This window comes from Candidatus Woesearchaeota archaeon (assembly GCA_003695435.1).
Taxonomy (GTDB): Archaea; Nanobdellota; Nanobdellia; order Woesearchaeales; family UBA11576; genus J101.
In genome coordinates this window covers 1-16,823 of sequence record RFJL01000019.1, presented here as the reverse complement: position 1 = coordinate 16,823, position 16,823 = coordinate 1, and the positions used below count along the sequence as shown (strand labels likewise).

Annotated in this window: 11 protein-coding genes; 5 read left to right on the top strand and 6 right to left on the bottom strand. The window is 42.3% G+C overall.

What is annotated here, in order from left to right:
* From D6774_01360 to D6774_01350, 3 genes are all read left to right on the top strand, one after another.
* A partial coding sequence (locus D6774_01360) for a hypothetical protein (protein RME78393.1) occupies positions 1 to 2,030 on the top strand: 2,030 nt, incomplete at its 5' end.
* 101 nt (positions 2,031 to 2,131) lie between these two features.
* Positions 2,132 to 3,454, top strand: coding sequence for a hypothetical protein (locus D6774_01355; GenBank protein ID RME78392.1), 1,323 nt, complete (start codon positions 2,132 to 2,134; stop codon positions 3,452 to 3,454).
* A gap of 214 nt (positions 3,455 to 3,668) precedes the next feature.
* On the top strand, positions 3,669 to 7,484 hold the full coding sequence (locus D6774_01350; protein ID RME78391.1) for a hypothetical protein: 3,816 nt from the start codon (positions 3,669 to 3,671) through the stop codon (positions 7,482 to 7,484).
* Here D6774_01350 and amrB read toward each other — a convergent pair.
* The 6 genes from amrB to topA form a co-directional block, all read right to left on the bottom strand.
* Complete coding sequence (gene amrB, locus D6774_01345) at positions 7,471 to 8,322, bottom strand: AmmeMemoRadiSam system protein B (GenBank protein RME78390.1); 852 nt, start codon at positions 8,320 to 8,322, stop codon at positions 7,471 to 7,473. The genes D6774_01350 and amrB overlap by 14 nt on opposite strands.
* A gap of 12 nt (positions 8,323 to 8,334) precedes the next feature.
* Positions 8,335 to 9,306 carry a hypothetical protein gene (locus D6774_01340; protein RME78389.1) on the bottom strand — a complete coding sequence of 324 codons (972 nt, stop codon included), beginning with the start codon at positions 9,304 to 9,306 and terminating at the stop codon, positions 8,335 to 8,337.
* A 27-nt stretch (positions 9,307 to 9,333) separates the two neighbouring features.
* Complete coding sequence (locus tag D6774_01335) at positions 9,334 to 9,783, bottom strand: hypothetical protein (protein ID RME78388.1); 450 nt, start codon at positions 9,781 to 9,783, stop codon at positions 9,334 to 9,336.
* 239 nt (positions 9,784 to 10,022) lie between these two features.
* The gene (locus D6774_01330) at positions 10,023 to 10,853 is read right to left on the bottom strand and encodes an aldo/keto reductase (protein RME78387.1); all 831 of its coding nucleotides are present in this window, start codon (positions 10,851 to 10,853) and stop codon (positions 10,023 to 10,025) included.
* A gap of 39 nt (positions 10,854 to 10,892) precedes the next feature.
* Complete coding sequence (locus D6774_01325; protein ID RME78386.1) at positions 10,893 to 12,572, bottom strand: hypothetical protein; 1,680 nt, start codon at positions 12,570 to 12,572, stop codon at positions 10,893 to 10,895.
* A gap of 107 nt (positions 12,573 to 12,679) precedes the next feature.
* Positions 12,680 to 14,896, bottom strand: coding sequence for a DNA topoisomerase I (gene topA / locus D6774_01320; protein RME78385.1), 2,217 nt, complete (start codon positions 14,894 to 14,896; stop codon positions 12,680 to 12,682).
* A gap of 248 nt (positions 14,897 to 15,144) precedes the next feature.
* Here topA and D6774_01315 point away from each other — a divergent pair, with 248 nt between their 5' ends.
* The gene (locus tag D6774_01315; protein ID RME78384.1) at positions 15,145 to 15,636 is read left to right on the top strand and encodes a hypothetical protein; all 492 of its coding nucleotides are present in this window, start codon (positions 15,145 to 15,147) and stop codon (positions 15,634 to 15,636) included.
* On the top strand, positions 15,623 to 16,823 hold a 1,201-nt coding region (locus D6774_01310), incomplete at its 3' end, for a LamG domain-containing protein (GenBank protein RME78383.1). The genes D6774_01315 and D6774_01310, both read left to right, overlap by 14 nt.

Genomic DNA, 16,823 nt, shown 5'->3' with positions numbered 1-16,823 from the left:
TAAACCCTCCTGCGGGAAGCGCAGGATCTTATGCAGTAACCTTCATCGTATCAGATGGAACAATCACGGATGCAGAAACTATCACGATCTTTGTCTTGCCAGCACAACAAAACAACGCACCCGTACTAGAACCTATTGGAGATAAACAAGTTGATGAAGGAGCAACACTCTCTTTTCAAGTATCTGCAACAGATGCTGATGGTGACGCACTTACGTACACCGCATCAGGTGTTCCAGCTTTTGCAACGTTCACCGGCCAGACGTTTACTGCACAACCTGGATTTTTTGATGCAGGAACCTATACTATCACGTTTACTGTAAGTGATGGCAAAGCAACAGACTCTGAAACAATCACACTTAGCGTTAATAATGTGAACAGAGCACCTGTGTTCACCCCTCTTTCAGACCGCTACGTTGTAGCAGGCAACCAGATCACGTTTAGCGTTCTTGCAACAGATGCTGATGGTGACGCACTCACATATGCTGCTCTCAACCTGCCTTCCTGGGCAAGCTTTGACGCACAAACAAGAACCTTTACGGGAACACCACAAGAATCAGACGTGGGAGACTACTCCGTTACGTTCACCGTTAATGACGGCCTTGCATCTTCAAACCTTATCGTACCCATTCACGTACTCAGCTCAGGGTCAGGATCAAACAATCCACAAGTCTCAGGACTCAACATCTTTGAAGACGCTGCATTTTCACAGATCGCAACGCAATTCAATAGAGGAGAGACAATGTACATCTCCTTTATGCTCACGAATAACGGAGCACTCACACAAGACGCAGTTGATGCATTACGCGTGCAATTTGAAGGTGGTGCAGTAGCAACTGCAACACACATCTCAAACAATAACGGTATCTACTATTATGCCGTTGATGTGCCTCTTGTTGATGCTGCTCTTGGAGATGTTCATATCATAGAGATTGACGCATTCAACCAAACAATGCAACAACCTATCCAACTACCTATTTTGAACAACGTACCTGTTATGGACAAGTTGGCTCTTGATGCTCAGTTCAATCAAACCCTTGCAGATCAGTACATCTTTGACCTTGCCCTGTTTGCAAGCGATGTTGAAGATGCAAACAATTTGAACTGGTTCGTCTCAGGATACGATACGGATGTCATCACTGTTGACATCTCGGGAACACTTGCTACTATCCTAGTACAAGGAGATGGTGCAACACAAATCTTCTTCCAAGTCTTTGACTCAGAAGGGGATCGCGACACCCACACCGTACAAGTAAGGACTAACACGTCACAAGACCACATCTTCCAATGCTCTGATGGTATTGATAACGATAACGATGGTCTTGTTGATCTTAGTGATCCTGATTGTGATGGGGGAAATGACGATTCAGAACACACCCTTGCTCAGTGCAATGATGGGGTAGATAATGATGGCGATGGTCTTGTTGACCTTGCTGATCCTGACTGCGATCACCTCACCGATAATGATGAGAGCTCAACGATTGAGTGCTCTGATGGTATTGACAATGACCAGGACGGTCTTGTTGACCTTGCTGATCCTGATTGTTCAAGTAGTACTGATGATTCAGAAGAACCCACTGTACTTAGTCAATGCAATGATGGTATCGACAATGATGGTGACGGGTTTACAGACATCTACGACGAAGACTGTTCAAGCTTTGGTGACGACTCAGAAACACCTGAAGAAATACCTGTATCACAAGAACCGGCGCATGATCTTAGAGGTCATGATGCACTCTACATTACCAGCACAGCGCTGATTAGTGATCTTAACAAGGACGAAGTACTTGTTGCTATCTCTCTTGAAAACGAGCTTGGCTTTGACCTTGAAGATGTCGATGTCACTGCGTATATTGATGGTATTGACTGGAAGAAATCTGGCAAGTTTGATCTTGATGATGGTGATCAGACCACCATAAGAGTTCAGTTTGATAGCAGAGATCTCACACCTGGCGTGTATGATCTTGGCATCATTGTCCAGAACGATGATATTAGACGCGTTGTATGGCGCGATCTACGCGTTCAAGGTTAATTATTTATAAATACATAAAGGCGAATAACTACTAAATAGTAGTACAAATAAGTAACCTTTATATATAGGTACTCCTCACAAGGAGTAAACTTACATTAACAATGGTTGGAGGAACAACAATGGATATCAAAAAACTGTGTGCATTCATCGTGTTTGCCATGCTCGTCATTGTCGGCGGCAGTGCACAAGCACTTGATGGATCAATCGACTTCGTCAAATTCGACGGAGATGAACTAACCCCAGGCACTTCATCCGTGATTGACTATCAACGAGATGAATCCTACGAAGTCAAAGTCAAAGTAACAGCATTTGAAGATGTGAAAAATGCTGAGATCGAAGCGGTCATCGTCGCACAAGACGAAGACGACAGAGTATCAGACGTTACTGATACCTTCGACCTTGATGCTGGAAACTCAGTCATCAAAAAACTCAGCCTTGATCTCAACCACAAAATCGATGCTGACAGATACACTCTAAGAGTCTACTTCAGACCTGGACTCGGTGACGAAATCGTTCAAACCTACACACTCAACGTTAAAGAACTTCGTCACAACATCGTCATCGAAGACTTCGATATCGACCCAGCATACGCTGTGGAAGCAGGACGCTCAGTACGAGCACTTGTTGATATTGAAAACTTCGGAGAAAAAGACGAAGACGACGTTAAAATAGAAGTAGCTATTCCAGAACTAGGAGTAAAAGCACTTCCAGACTACCTCGACGTTGAGTCAGGAGAATCAAAAACGTCAGAAGAACTCTACCTACGCATCCCACAATGTGCAGAGGCTGGAGAATACGACATCATCGCAACAGTGACCTATGATGATGGTGACGAAAAAACAACTGCGGTAAAAACCATCAAAGTAACTGATGGAAGCACCTGCAACGCACAACCTGTAAACAACAATGCAGGAACACCAGCAGTTGAAGAAGCTAAACCAGTCATCAGCGTAGGCGCACAAAGCCAAGACGTCGTAGCTGGCGAAGGCGGAGCAATCTACCCAATAACCTTCACCAACCCCACCTCCACCGCGAAAACATACATCATTGGTGTAGAAGGAGCAGAAAGCTTTGCTGACGTACGCATGAGTCCATCAAACACCGTAACTGTCGGTGCAAAAGACTCAGAAACAGTTTACATCTACGTTGCAGCAAAAGAAGACGCAACAGAAGGAGCACACAGCTTTGTTGTTAGCGTCAAAGATGCAGCAGGAAACCAAGTCAGCTCACTAAGCCTCTCAGCAAACGTCACACAAGCACAAGGAACATCAACAGTAAAGAAAGTATTCGAAACTGTTTTGATTGCTCTTATCGTCGTGCTTGTAGTACTCGCACTCTTAATTGCTTACAAAAAAGCAAAGAAAGAGGGTGACGAAGGAGAAGGCGAAGAAGGCGACGACTACGTTGCACAAACCTACTACTAGAACTATCTAGTAGCACTTAATCTTTTTCCTTATTCTTTTCCTTTTCAGTCTCTTCTCATCTTTATTAAGACCATTTTTTGCATGCGCAAAAAATCTTGAAGGCTTCTTGTAGCCACTTATTTTTCACGAAGTGAAAAATGGTCTTATATACTCAATTAAGATTAACTCAAAAACGTCAACACATTTATAAACAACTTTTCACCCCCTCAAACCCATGAAAAGAGGTGTGCTGTTCCTATACATCCTGATTCTAGCTTTGCCTTTCCTGCACGCACAAGACCTCTACGAGCCAGATGGCACATACACCAACGCCACGTGGATACCAACAAACGGCACGTTTCAACAACACAACTTCACCGTTGATGATCAAGACTGGGTCAAGTTCAACGCAACAGCAGGACACGTATACGTCATCAACACTACCAATCACACACCAATAAACATTACTGATACGCAAATAGAACTCTACAGTACAGATGGAACAACACTTCTCGCAGAAAACGACGATATCAAACTAGGCGTTACAAGAACATCTGAGATCGTATGGAGAGCAACACAAAACGGCACGTATTACGTCAAAATTTTTGAGTGGTCCAACAGTGGAGGCGGAGAATACGGCATTCGTGTAGAACAACAAGGAATACTCCAACCCTACCTCATAACACCCAACACATCATCCACTGCGTACTTCAATAACACCTTTAACATCACGACCGGAGTTCTTTGCAAGGGGGGTCCTTGCACAAATGTAAAAGCAATACTAGATCCTCAAGAGCAAAACGCAAGCGAGCATCTTAGCGTCATTGTCACCTTCAAAGAAGACAACTACCTACCAAAAATAGAAAGTACTGATAGCAAAGAAATCAAACACGTCAAACTCAAAACAAGAGAAAAACTCCTTGAAAGAAAGGCAAACATCATCGCACGATCAACAGGCGCTACTATCAACAAGACCTCAAAAACAGTTCCAATTTTCACAGCAAATGTTACCAAGGATGAGATAAAAAAACTCCTTGAACGAGATGATATCATTAACGTGGAGATTGACCGTCCCATCGCTATTATGCTTGACACCAGTGTCGCATCAATCAATGCGGATAACATCACCTACAAGGGACTTCAAGTCAATGGCTCGGGAGAGACGGTCTGCGTTATTGACACAGGCATTGCATACACTCACGCGGATTTTGGCTCCTGCGCACAAACAGCAAACATTAGTGATGGCTCCTGCCCAACAGTTATAGGAGGCTATGATTTTGTCAATGGTGATAACGATCCTATGGATGACAACGGTCACGGATCACACGTAGCAGGGATTATCGCAAGCAGAGACCCCACTTATACCGGCGTAGCACCAGGCGTGAAGCTCGTTGCGATCAAAGCACTTAACTCGGCAGGAGGAGGATCGCTTTCCAACGCAGTACTTGGAGTTGATTGGTGCGTTGCTCACGCAGCAGAACTTAACATTTCCGTTATTACTATGAGCTTAGGTGATCCTACATACCACTCGAGTATGTACTGTGATAGAGAAGACACATCCATGTCCGCTGCAATCAACTCCGCACGCGCACAAGGCATCATCGTCACCGTTGCTTCTGGAAACGAGGGGAAAGGAGCAAGCGGAGCACAAGGCATCTCAGATCCTGGATGCGTTGAAAACGCAACAAGCGTAGGCTCAACAGATGACGGAACAACCATCTCCAGCTTTACCAACAGAGGACTCACCCTCGACCTTCTCGCGCCAGGCGAAGCAATAACCTCAACAGCACACACAGGAGGACACCGCGTTGACTCCGGAACATCCATGGCAACGCCACACGTTGCAGGACTCTCAGCACTACTCATCCACTATTTCAAACTCAACTACAACAGATCGCTTGAACCAGAAAACCTTGAACACATCTTAAAATTCTCAGGTCAAAAAATTCTTGATAGCGCAACAGGACTCACCTTTCCACGCATCAACGCAGCAAGTGCAATCCAGTTTAAAGGAGCAGTGCCCACAACAATAGGTGCTGAGCCGTTCTACACTACGTCACCAAACCCTGTAAGTTGTGGAGATCTCAACGATGGAGACTCTTGCAACACCACATGGCAAGTAATACCAACAAGAAAGGGAACTTATGAATTCTTCACTATTTACACAGGATTCTACCAAGAAATAGATACCCCCCATTTTAACCTTACAACGATCATACCCACCATCAACTTCACCGTGGAGAAAACAAGCAACACTTCAAACGCAGGGCTTAACGCATCACTATTCTACACGATAACCATCACGAACTATGAGAATGAATCCATCAACGTAACGCTAGAAGAACTCTTCTCCAACTCATCATTGCTCTTTACAAACACCTCAGAAAATCATACCAACTACGTCTGGAATTTCACCCTCAACGCAAGTCAGAACAAAACGATAACTCTCAACGCACAAACACTCACAGACGGAACGATTAACAACACAGCACGTGCAACAGCAACAAGCTCGCTTACCACTATCACTAAACAATCAAGCGCACTTGTTAACATCACCGATATCACAGCACCTCAAGTACACAACATCAGCATCAAAGGACCCAAGACAGTAGGTGCAAAACACATCCTAACACTCAACGCAACAGAGAACACTGCAATAGACACTGCGATCATCTCCATTAACGCATCAACACTTAACACAACCAATCTTACGCTTAACGCCACCTTGCAAACACTCTTCATACCAAATGCATCTGATAACTACACGCTGCGTGTTTTCGTTAATGACACAACAGGAAACATCAACGACTCCTTCACAACAACACTTCAAGTCTTACCTGACGATGATGGAGATGGCATAGCAGATACCAATGACACGATCAAAGGAAACGTATCCTCGATCAACGCAACAGGAATAACAACAATACAACTCTACATCAATGGATCCCTCTTCAACAACACTCAAAACCCCTCAGAAAACACCACCATTGAACTAAGAAAAGGAACAACTCCCTTCATCAACTTCACCTACGATTTCACAACTCCCCTTAACTTAAGTAACATTACACTCATTCAATCAGGAGATGAACTTGTCATCAACCTAGGAGTAAACACAACAAAAACAGTACTTTTTGATGACAACTCCTACGACTCCTTATGTGTTAAAGATGCAATAACCACAACGACAGGAACGCTTAGCGCAGACTGTACGGGACAAGACGAATATGACCTCACCCCTTGCTTAGGAAACAGCAGTACAACAACGGTTGCACACATCTTATGCGAAGACATGGGAAACACCATTAAGCTTTCAAACCTCACCCACACCGCAATAAAAGGAACCAAAACAACCACGTCAAGCAACTCAGGAGGAAGTAGCGGAGGTGGTGGAGGAAGCGGGGGAAGTAGCAAGAGCATCATTCAAAAAGTTGTGTTAGTAACACCAAGCACAACCACGCAGACAGTAACACTTCAATCAGGAAACATTCTTCGCGTAGTCCTTGACAGCGGATCATATGATCTCACCTTTACCAACTACGGTAACGGTGTTGCAACCTTAAAAAGATTTGACGGAGGTCAAGTAGGTCTCCTCAAAGGAATCTCCTTTGACATTGATATAACAGGAGACGCTAAAAAAGACCTTGTTGTGCTGTTTGATGACTCTGATAAAGAGTCAATCCTAGAAATTACTCTTTACCGACCACTTCCACGCACGTACCCAACATTGCCCTTGCCAAAACAAAAAAGGGAAAACGCCTCAATCATAACGCAAGAAGAACAAACATCACAAGAAATCATAGAAAAAATTGCAGAAACATCCTCCCCTGACCAACAAGAAGAAAACAACAATATCACACAAGAACTCACACAAGAATCCACGCTCGAAGAGAATCTTACACAGTCAGCTCCCTACAAAACCATTGCAACAATTCTTTTAGTACTTATCATAGGGGTGTTAGCATACAAAACTCCTCGTAAAAGACTTCTCAAGAAAGAACCTAAGAAAAAAACAATAGAAGATGAAATAGAACAAGAGCTTAGACGAATTTAAGCGCAGCATAACTAACAACGTTCTTCCACTCACCAAGAATCTTTCCCGTATTCGTGTAGTGTACGAGTTGAGCCTCACCCAAAAACGCTTTTGCAATAAGAATGCTGTTTAATCCAAACCACTGCACACTGTTTTCGTGAACATATTCAAGAAGTTTTTGAGGTGTGTTGATCAGAGAAATCATCGTTCTATCAAGCTCCTCAAGTTTTTGTTCTACATCAAGCTCAAAGGGAAGGTAATGATACCCCGGACCATAATGTGTAAGGTTGGTGGAAATAATCCATTTCACCCTACGAGGCTCTTGTTCAAGGGCTCCACGTAGTTTTTCAATGATTTCTTCAGGGTCCTGATCACCAATAAGAAGAGGAATGAGCTTCAACTTGTTTAAGTGTTTTCGATACACGTATTGCACAAAAGGTATTTGCACTTCTATTTGATGCTCAACACCGTGTTGATAATTATTAAGCGGTATGCCTTGCTCTATCATCGCCTTTGCAAGAGGCACATCACAAGCAACTCTTCCAAACGGAGTCTCAAAATCCTGGTTTGAAATACAAGTAGTGGAGCCAGAAAGAGCTGGTGCGAGAATGATTACGGTCTGAGGAGCCTCCGTTTTTGCAAGCTCGGCGTATCCCCAAGCACAAGTAGGACCTGAAAACGCATACTTATCATGAGGAACGAGAATGCCTTGCACGTCCTCAATACCCCGAGAAGAGACTGCTGCAGGACCTTTTGACCCGGTAAAACAAGTTGTAATAAATTCATCAAGTTGCGTAAAGTTGTCGGGGTAAAATTGCCCGCTTGCAATTGGTTTTCTAACTATTTCCTTTCCCATCATACACCTATGCGTTTAAGGAAGTAACTTCCTGTAGTGCTCGGTAACTTGTTCGGAGTGGAGTATAAGAATGTTTTCATCGTTCTTAGTATCTCCTGAAACAGAAGGGTTCATAGACCCTATGATAGTGGTGTTATCTATGAGAAAAACTTTATGATGCATTGTTGCAGGATTTTCATCCCACGCAACATAGATGCCAGAGGCTTCAAGAAGGGGCTTTACATGATAGCGCGAATTTGCCCGTCTCTCAACGATGCCAGAAACAGTAATGCCTCTGTTGTGAGCATCAATAAGGGCTTGAGCTATGTCTTTATGAGTAAATGAGAACGTAGCAAAATAAATGCTTTGTTGAGCCTTGTTTATTGCGTTGATGATGTGTTGCGCACAGTGATCCTCTGGGCAAAAATAGTTTTCAATCATTTCATTATTGTATATTATGCGCTCATAACGAACAGATCTGCCTTTGCCAAACTTACCGCTCCACAATTCTTCAAACTCCTCTTCATAGTTTTGAGAGAGGAGATGCGAAGCAATAAGCACATAAGAATTATTATTGTTATAAGCCCCGTTGAAGGTGGGATTCATAGAACCTGTAAGCACAACAGAGCCATCTTTCACACAGAACTTATTGTGAGAATACTGCGAAGACGTATCAAAACGAACAAAAGGAAGGGTGTTCTCCCTCTTTTTATTTACGTTATCAATGACGATGCGCACCTTGCTTGTCGCACTTTTTTTCTTAAGCGCGTCTAGTACATTTTCTAATTGCAGATCGTAGAAGCTGCAGTCAAGTGTTGAAGAGGTATTCTCAATGAATGCAACTAGAACACTCTCACACAGCGCAGAGGGGCAAAACACTACTCGTATGGGAGGCCCCTGCTCTCGTGGAATTGCGATACTCTGTCCTGTTAGAGGGTAAGTGCAACTAGAAAGAATAAAAAAGAGTAGAAGCGTGAGAAGAAGTGGAACACTTGCAACGTTGTTCATACTTGTGCAAGTGCGAGTTCTTTTTAATCAGTTCCCCTTTAATTTTTGAATTGTTTTCAGAAGAGCATGTTTCGTTTCAGGATAAAGGGCTTGCAATTTCTCTAGTCTTTGGATGCGGTTGGAGAATTCTTTTTGCGGAGGTGTTTCTTTGATTGCTTGCGCATAGGTTTTGATGGTGTCGTATTCCAAGTGGAGATAGAGTTTAATCCCTTGTGGTTCTTTATGGGGTGTTTTTGAGATGTCTTGCAGAAAGAGGTCTACTTCATCCTCAAGAAACCAATCAAGAATGACGGTGCCTTTATCACCACGTTTGAAGGGGAGGTTGAGAATGCGTTTGAGTACTGTGTAGGTGAAGTCGGAGCAAACAACTGTTTCGTCTTTTTTAAGACCTCCTTGTTCCCTTATTGTTTTACGAAGCTTTTTTTCAATATATTCTATGAATTTCTTCTTTGTCGCATGCACTCCATAACCTGCCATAATGCTACTAAGGGCGGACCATTTATAAATATCTCAGATGTTACTACTCTGAGATACTAAAAAAGAGAAAGTTTTATATATGAGTTCGAACTACTACACAGTAAGAACAGATGGGGGCTCATACTCACCTCTTTTCCCCAGCAGGAATGGTATCGTTCGCGATGCCACCCTGCCAGGGTTTTCAATCACCTCTTTTCCCCAGCAAAGAGGTCCGCAAGGACCTTTTTGCCAGGGTTTTATTACCAAGAACTAGTGATTAAAGAATCAATATCTTCTGCTTCTTTATCAGTAAGCCTAAAATCAAAGATATTCTTATTTTCCTCTAAATGCTTATCATTAGTTGATTTGAATATGGCAACCACATTGGTCTTCTGTGTTAGCCATCGTAGGATTACTTGAGCTGCAGTCTTCTTGTACTTTGCCGCAATAGACTCAACAACGAAGGGTACACTTTCAACTATTTTTCCTCTTCCCAATGGCTTATCAGCTATGACCATAATGTTGTTGTTTCTGCACCAGTTAATGGTCTCAAGATCGATATTCTTTGACCAGATATTATGTCTCAACTGGTTTGCGACAAGAGGATGCTTACTATGTTTCTGGGCTTCAACGAATTGTTCTTTGGTAAAGTTACTTACTCCAATATATTTCACCAGCCCTCTTTCAACCAGCTCATTCATCGCAGCCATGGTCTCTTTGATTGGAATAGTTTCATTGGGGAAATGTATCAGGTAGAGATCAAGATACTTACAGTTCATTCTTCGTATACTTGATTCAGCACTGGCAATGACATCGTCAAAGTGAAGGTGGGTCTCCCACACTTTTGATGTGATAAAAAGAGTATCACGTTCAACACCTTGAATGGCCTTTCCTATGAGTTCCTCGGAGTATCCCCATGCATATCTCTCAGAGGTATCTATATGTGTGTAACCCAACTCTATGCTCTTTTTAAGTGCATTAACATATACTTCCTCATTTGAAGGATCGGGTTCATCAAATCCGCCTATGCCAAACGTACCTATGCCCAAAGTGGGAATGGTGAATCCGTTATGAAGACTCTTATGTTCCATCTGCTACTAGAACGTGCTATGAGTTATTAAATGTGTTGATTAACGCAATCTCAACTTTCTTGGCCTTCTCTTACGCATGCTCATACCGATTACAATACCGAAGATCAGCCCTGCAAGAAAAAAGAGAACCATAGGAACAAAGTTCAAATTCACCACGCTTCTTGCAGGTTCACGCTCAAAATACAAATCAAGCTCAGAGAGTTCTAAAGCATACTCCGCATAAATCAAAGCATTAGCAGGACTGCTCTCCTGAACAGATCTTCCCAACTCATAATATGCATAAGCAGCCATGGGAAAAATGCCTTGGTCAATTTGCTGTGCAACAGACGTTTTTGCAGCATTCAACTTACGATCAACAAGCTGTTCAAACTCCTCAGAAGAAACGCCAAGCGTTGAAGCAATTGCTTGCAAATCCGCATGCAAAAGGGCAGCCTCATACAAGCAAGAAGCGTAATCTCCCTGTTGAGCAAGCTCATCAATAACTTCAAGACGTGTCTGCGTTCCCCCGAGTTGTTCTACGAAAAGCAATAAGTACTGTCGTAACTCTTCAACCTCTCCACGTTTGGCAAAACAAGATGCTGCAAGGGCTTCCTTATCTAACTTATATTCTCTGCTTGGCATACCAAAAAAACGAGCCCAGGACTGCGCGCTCTCAAAACGCACCTTCGCATATGAAGGATCACTTGTAAGATGCTCCTTAGCATCTCTTAAACGCTCACGAACGATCATCATCGTTTGTAAATCAGAAAGCGTCTCAATAACATACGCGTCAAGCTCGGACTCAAATAAAGAAATACTCTCATTGAGCATTTCAACAGAAGACTCATTTTTCAAAAGGTCAATTGCTTTTTGAAATTGAACATTTGCTGAAAAACAGCGCGAAGCCTTTGCATAATACTGATCGGTGAGATTCTCACTTTCCAATAGAATTTCCTTACCTCTTTCAACAAATGCTTGTTCATCTTCTCCAAGTTCATCTGTTTCAAGAAGGGATAGTTTTTCTGTACTGTGATCGCAAAGTTCCTGAGCAACTTCTCTCATAGTTTTCTCATAAAAGGGAGGAAGAACGATCTCTTGAGGTTTCTCCTCTATTTTTTTACCTGTAATAAGAGAGACAACTTGAGCAAGGTTTTCCACTTCTCTAACTTCAACACCTTTAAGGCGACCAACAGTAATTACGTCAAATGTGCGGTTTTTTTCGTCATGATACTCCGCTTGGCCTGCTGGTATGAGTACTAACGAGAGGTTCTTCTGCGCAGCAGCCTCTACTTTTTCAAGAACATGACCCACAGGTCCAATCAAATAACCTGAAGAAATAGTGCCAGTAATTGCAACATCATCACGAACATCATCTCCTCGCAACATCGCCGCGGTAAGTCCTGCAATTGCAGCACCCCCAGAAGGGCCCCCTATAAGTGAGCTACTTGATTGGATCTGATAAAAAAAATCATATTTTGAACAATCAGTATTGGTAAACTTACATGCACTCTGCTGAGCAAACCGTGTTGAGAGCTGGGTGTCCACTTTAGCAGCAGGAATTGTTTCAATAAACACTCTTCCTTGCCCTGGTTTGATTTCCAAAAACAGCTTCGCAGTTGTTCCTGTAAACGTACCCTTATCTTCTGAGACTGCAAGCAAATGAATGGAGTCTGTTTGCGCAGCTACGCTTACACATAAACAAAGAAAGAAGATGAGTTGCAGGATTTTAGCAAGAGTCATGTACTAGGGGGGATCACATACTCTTTAAAATACGTTCTTTGTCACAAGAAAGAGACTACAAGACCCAATAGGGTTCTTCGCGGGACACGTGTTGTACGAGCAAACAACTACATGTGCTCGTCGGTTTTACCTTCCTCAAATTTCTGAGTATACTTACATTTAGGATATTGATCGCAAGCAACAAATTTACCATAAATTGACTTTCTAATCACTAATTGCCCTTTACCACAAGAAGGACAAGGATTAGACTCTGCTTTTTTCATCTGTTTTTCCTCGTCTTCATTCTTTTTACCAGGACAATCTGGGTTAAGACAAGTCACACGAGGACGCTTACCTGTGCCAATTGAAACAATAGGGTAGCCACAATGCTCACACTCTTTTTTCATGCTTGTTACCTTTGCCTTTGCAGGAATTGAAAACGTGGTTTTACAATCAGGATACTTATTACATGCAATGAACTGACCGTATTTTCCTTTACGAACCTGTAAATCTCCGCTCTTACACGAGGGGCACTTGCCGATATGCGAGAGTTCATCTCTTGTTTCAATAGTTGCTTGAGCAAGTTCTTCACCAATAAGTGCTTCGTTCTTCTTGAAATGATCCAGAATTTTGGAGAGATTTGTTTTTGCTTCTTCAAGTACTTCCTCTTCTTTCTTTTTCTGCGCTCTAATCTCTTCCATTTCTTCTTCAAATTTACGTGTCATTTCTTCATCAAGAATCTCAGGACAATACTTTTCAAGCGTTGCGACGGTACGCATACCAAGACCTGTCGCCTCAATAGATTTGTCATTCACATAACCTCTTTGATAGAGATTTTCAATGATATTTGCTCGTGTTGCTTTCGTACCTAAATTTCTCTTCTCTAATTCTTTTATGATTGACGCGGGAGTGTAACGCTTGGGAGGTTGGGTTTGTTTCTCAAGAAGTTCTAACTTTTCAACCTTGACCACATCGCCTTTTTCTACTTTGGGAAGTTCTTCTTCTTCTAATTTCACGTGGGGTCCGTAGAACTCATGCCAACCAGGATACACTGTGCGTGTTCCTTTTGAGCTGAATTCTTCACCGTTGCAATCAAGAGTGATCTTCATCGTTTCACGCTTTGCAGGCTCAGCAAATACCGCAAGAAATCTTCGCACGATTAAATCATAGATTTTCTCTTCTCTGCCAGTGAGTTGTTTGAACTGTCCTGTTGGGTAAATCGCAGGGTGGGCAGGATCTGATTTTGATCCTTCATTTGGAATGAGTGGTTTTTGCAAAAGTTTTTCTGCAAGTTTTTTGTAGGTTCCGTGCTTGAGAAATTCTCTCATTACTTTATCAAGTCCCAACTCCTTAGGATATTTTTGAGAAGATGTTCTCGGATAGGAAATCAGACCGTCGGTGTAAAGCGTTTGCGCAATCGCAAGCGTGTCTTTTGGTTGAATTTTTAATGAGCGATACGCTTCTGTTTGCAAAGAGGTAAGGTCAAACGGAGTAGGTGGTTTTTGTTCGAATTGACGAGTCTCAATCTTTGCAACTTTTGCATCATGCCCTTTGGCATGCTCATACGCTTTTGTTGCATCTTCCTTTTCCCAAAACTTGTCCTGTGCGTGCAGTGCTATGAGGGGAGCTCCTCTTACAACACCTGTAAGCTCAATTTGCCAATATGGCTTAGGTTCGAATGCTTGAATTTCTTTTTCCTTATCGGTAATGATTTTAAGCGCGGGACCTTGGACTCGTCCTATGGAGAGTACTTTAAACATGTTCTTTGCACGCTTGACAGAAAGAGATAGTGCGCGTGAGAGGTTGATACCGTAGAGCCAGTCAAGAAAGTGTCTTGTCTCGCCCGCATTTGCTTGTCCCCAATCAAGATGTGGCATCTTGTTCTCATACGCTTTTCTTAATTCATTTTTCGTAAGTGTTGAGAAGTGCATTCTGTTCGCATCTTTTTGTTTGAACAAGTGGCGAACAATGTTAAGACCAATAACCTCTCCTTCAATGTCATAATCTGTTGCAATGGTAAATTCGTTTGCACCTTTTGCGAGTTTTTTCAAGGTATCTGCATATTTTTTAGCATAATTTCCTTTTTTACTCAGATAGGTTGGAACCCACTTCATGTTAAAGACAGGATATGTCCAACCGCTCTTTTCTTCTTCATCAACACCAAATAAATGACCAACAGCGCTTGCAACAACAATATCTTTGTGTTTTCCATCCTTGGTAGTGTGCGAGACAAGGTAGTAGGGCACTCCTTTGTTGTTTTCTTTGATGATTTTAGAATCGGAGAGTGCTTCTGCTATTTTTTTTGCAGCACTTGGCTTTTCAGCAAGGATAAGTTCATAGGGCATAACTTGCTCTTTTTTGAAGGGTATTTATAAGCATGCCTTTTGGAACGGTGAAGTGGAAGTATGTTTAATATTAAGTATTTTAATTATTCATAAACAGTATTTTACATTGTTTTATTCCAGTATGCTCTTATTTTAAAGTATTTTACTATTCAAATATCTCCTTTTTATTCAACTAAATTCTTCATTGTCAGTATTTTCACTATAAAAACCGATTTATTTATAAACTCTGTCAGTAAAGAAGTATACTAATGCAGTACTCTGATACGTCCACGCTAGACCCCGCAACAGAACAACTTCTCAAACAAGTGCTCCACTACGCAAAACAAAAAGGCATCACCCTTGAAAAAATTCAAAGTCTCTACACAGAGGAGGGCGAGCAAACCGTGCCGCTCGCTGCATTTGCAAGCGAGCTTAGCCCTTCAGAAGGTCTCTGCAAATACCTCAAAGATCACTACGATCTCACCTACGCACAAATCGCAGCCCTCCTCAACCGAGACGACAGATCCATATGGACCTCAATCAACAGGGCAGAAAAAAAACACCCAGGACCCTTCAACCCAGACTCAGACATACGTATACCCGTCAAAATATTCGCAGACAGATCACACTCCATTCTTGAACACGTCATTATCTACCTACAAGAACACTTCGGATACACCATATACAAAATAGCAAAACTCCTTAATAAAAAACCAAGCGCACTCTACGCCATAGCAAAAAGAGGGCATGCAAAAGAATAAACTCAACTGGAAACTGTACGCAGTTGTCTTCTTCATCATAGCACTCGCACTCTTGCACCACTATGGAACAACATACACAGGATTTGCAGCGTCAGCACCTGAAAAAAACGTAGCTGTTGAGGCAAACATAACAACAGGCAAAACCAACAGCACAATACTTCCTACAGCAAGCACCTCCACAACAAGTTCGAACGAAGAAGAACAAGCATTTACCATACTCGCAGGAGAAAGCTCGGGAAATCAAATAACTTCCTTCGCACTACCTCTTGTTGAAAACGTAACACTCAACGCAACATCTCCTCAAAACCTTACATCAGACAACCTCACTCTCCACTTTGATGTTTTTGATGCAGATGGAGATTCTGTGAAGAATATCACTGATTGGAGATTGTGGAATGGAACTGATTTTGAGAGTATTGCTGTTCTTAATATGCCTTTTGAAAACCATTCTTCTGCTTCCTCTACTGCTATTGACTATTCTACTTTTGGGAATAATGGCACAGTGGTGTCTGCTGTATTTAATGCAACAGGAGGAAAAGACGGTAAGGGGGCGTACACGTTTACATCGTCGGGAAATCAAATAATCGTTCCGGACAGTTCTGAGTTAAGCTTTGGAAATGGCACACAAGATTTTCCATTCACAATAACTGCGTGGATTAACGCGAAAAGCACATCAGGAAATCCAATTATTTCTAAGTATTCTTCTGGAGAACCAGGAGTTCCAACCAATGCAGAGTATGTACTCCAACTTGCAGCAGGTAAATTATTTTTGCATTTGTTCAATGGTGGTTCAATCTCTGCAAACATAGGTGCAGAAGGATCCTCAACACTCTCAACAAATCAATGGTATTTCATTGCAGCATCCTATGACGGTTCTTCTCTTCCAAACGGTATTAAGCTCTACGTAAACGGAGTTGAGGAATCAGTCACTACCAGCTCAGCGGGGTCTTATGTGGCAATGAACAACACTTCTCAAAACGTCACTATAGGGAGACTCTTTAGCGGATCTGAAAGCACTTTTAACGGAGAGATTGATGGCTTACAAGTATTCCATCTAAACTTGTCAGGGAAACAAATTCAAACTCTTTACGAGAATAGGACAAATCTCATCATTAACGAAGAGACGAGCATAGACGAAACCTGGCAAGCGTGCGTTACACCAAATGATGGATTTTCTGACGGAACTC

Coding starts and splice junctions, on each gene's coding strand:
- D6774_01355 (RME78392.1), top strand. CDS start 2,132: ATGGTTGGAGGAACAACAATGGATATCAAAAAACTGTGTGCATTCATC.
- D6774_01350 (RME78391.1), top strand. CDS start 3,669: ATGAAAAGAGGTGTGCTGTTCCTATACATCCTGATTCTAGCTTTGCCT.
- amrB (RME78390.1), bottom strand. CDS start 8,322: ATGATGGGAAAGGAAATAGTTAGAAAACCAATTGCAAGCGGGCAATTT.
- D6774_01340 (RME78389.1), bottom strand. CDS start 9,306: ATGAACAACGTTGCAAGTGTTCCACTTCTTCTCACGCTTCTACTCTTT.
- D6774_01335 (RME78388.1), bottom strand. CDS start 9,783: ATGGCAGGTTATGGAGTGCATGCGACAAAGAAGAAATTCATAGAATAT.
- D6774_01330 (RME78387.1), bottom strand. CDS start 10,853: ATGGAACATAAGAGTCTTCATAACGGATTCACCATTCCCACTTTGGGC.
- D6774_01325 (RME78386.1), bottom strand. CDS start 12,572: ATGACTCTTGCTAAAATCCTGCAACTCATCTTCTTTCTTTGTTTATGT.
- topA (RME78385.1), bottom strand. CDS start 14,896: ATGCCCTATGAACTTATCCTTGCTGAAAAGCCAAGTGCTGCAAAAAAA.
- D6774_01315 (RME78384.1), top strand. CDS start 15,145: ATGCAGTACTCTGATACGTCCACGCTAGACCCCGCAACAGAACAACTT.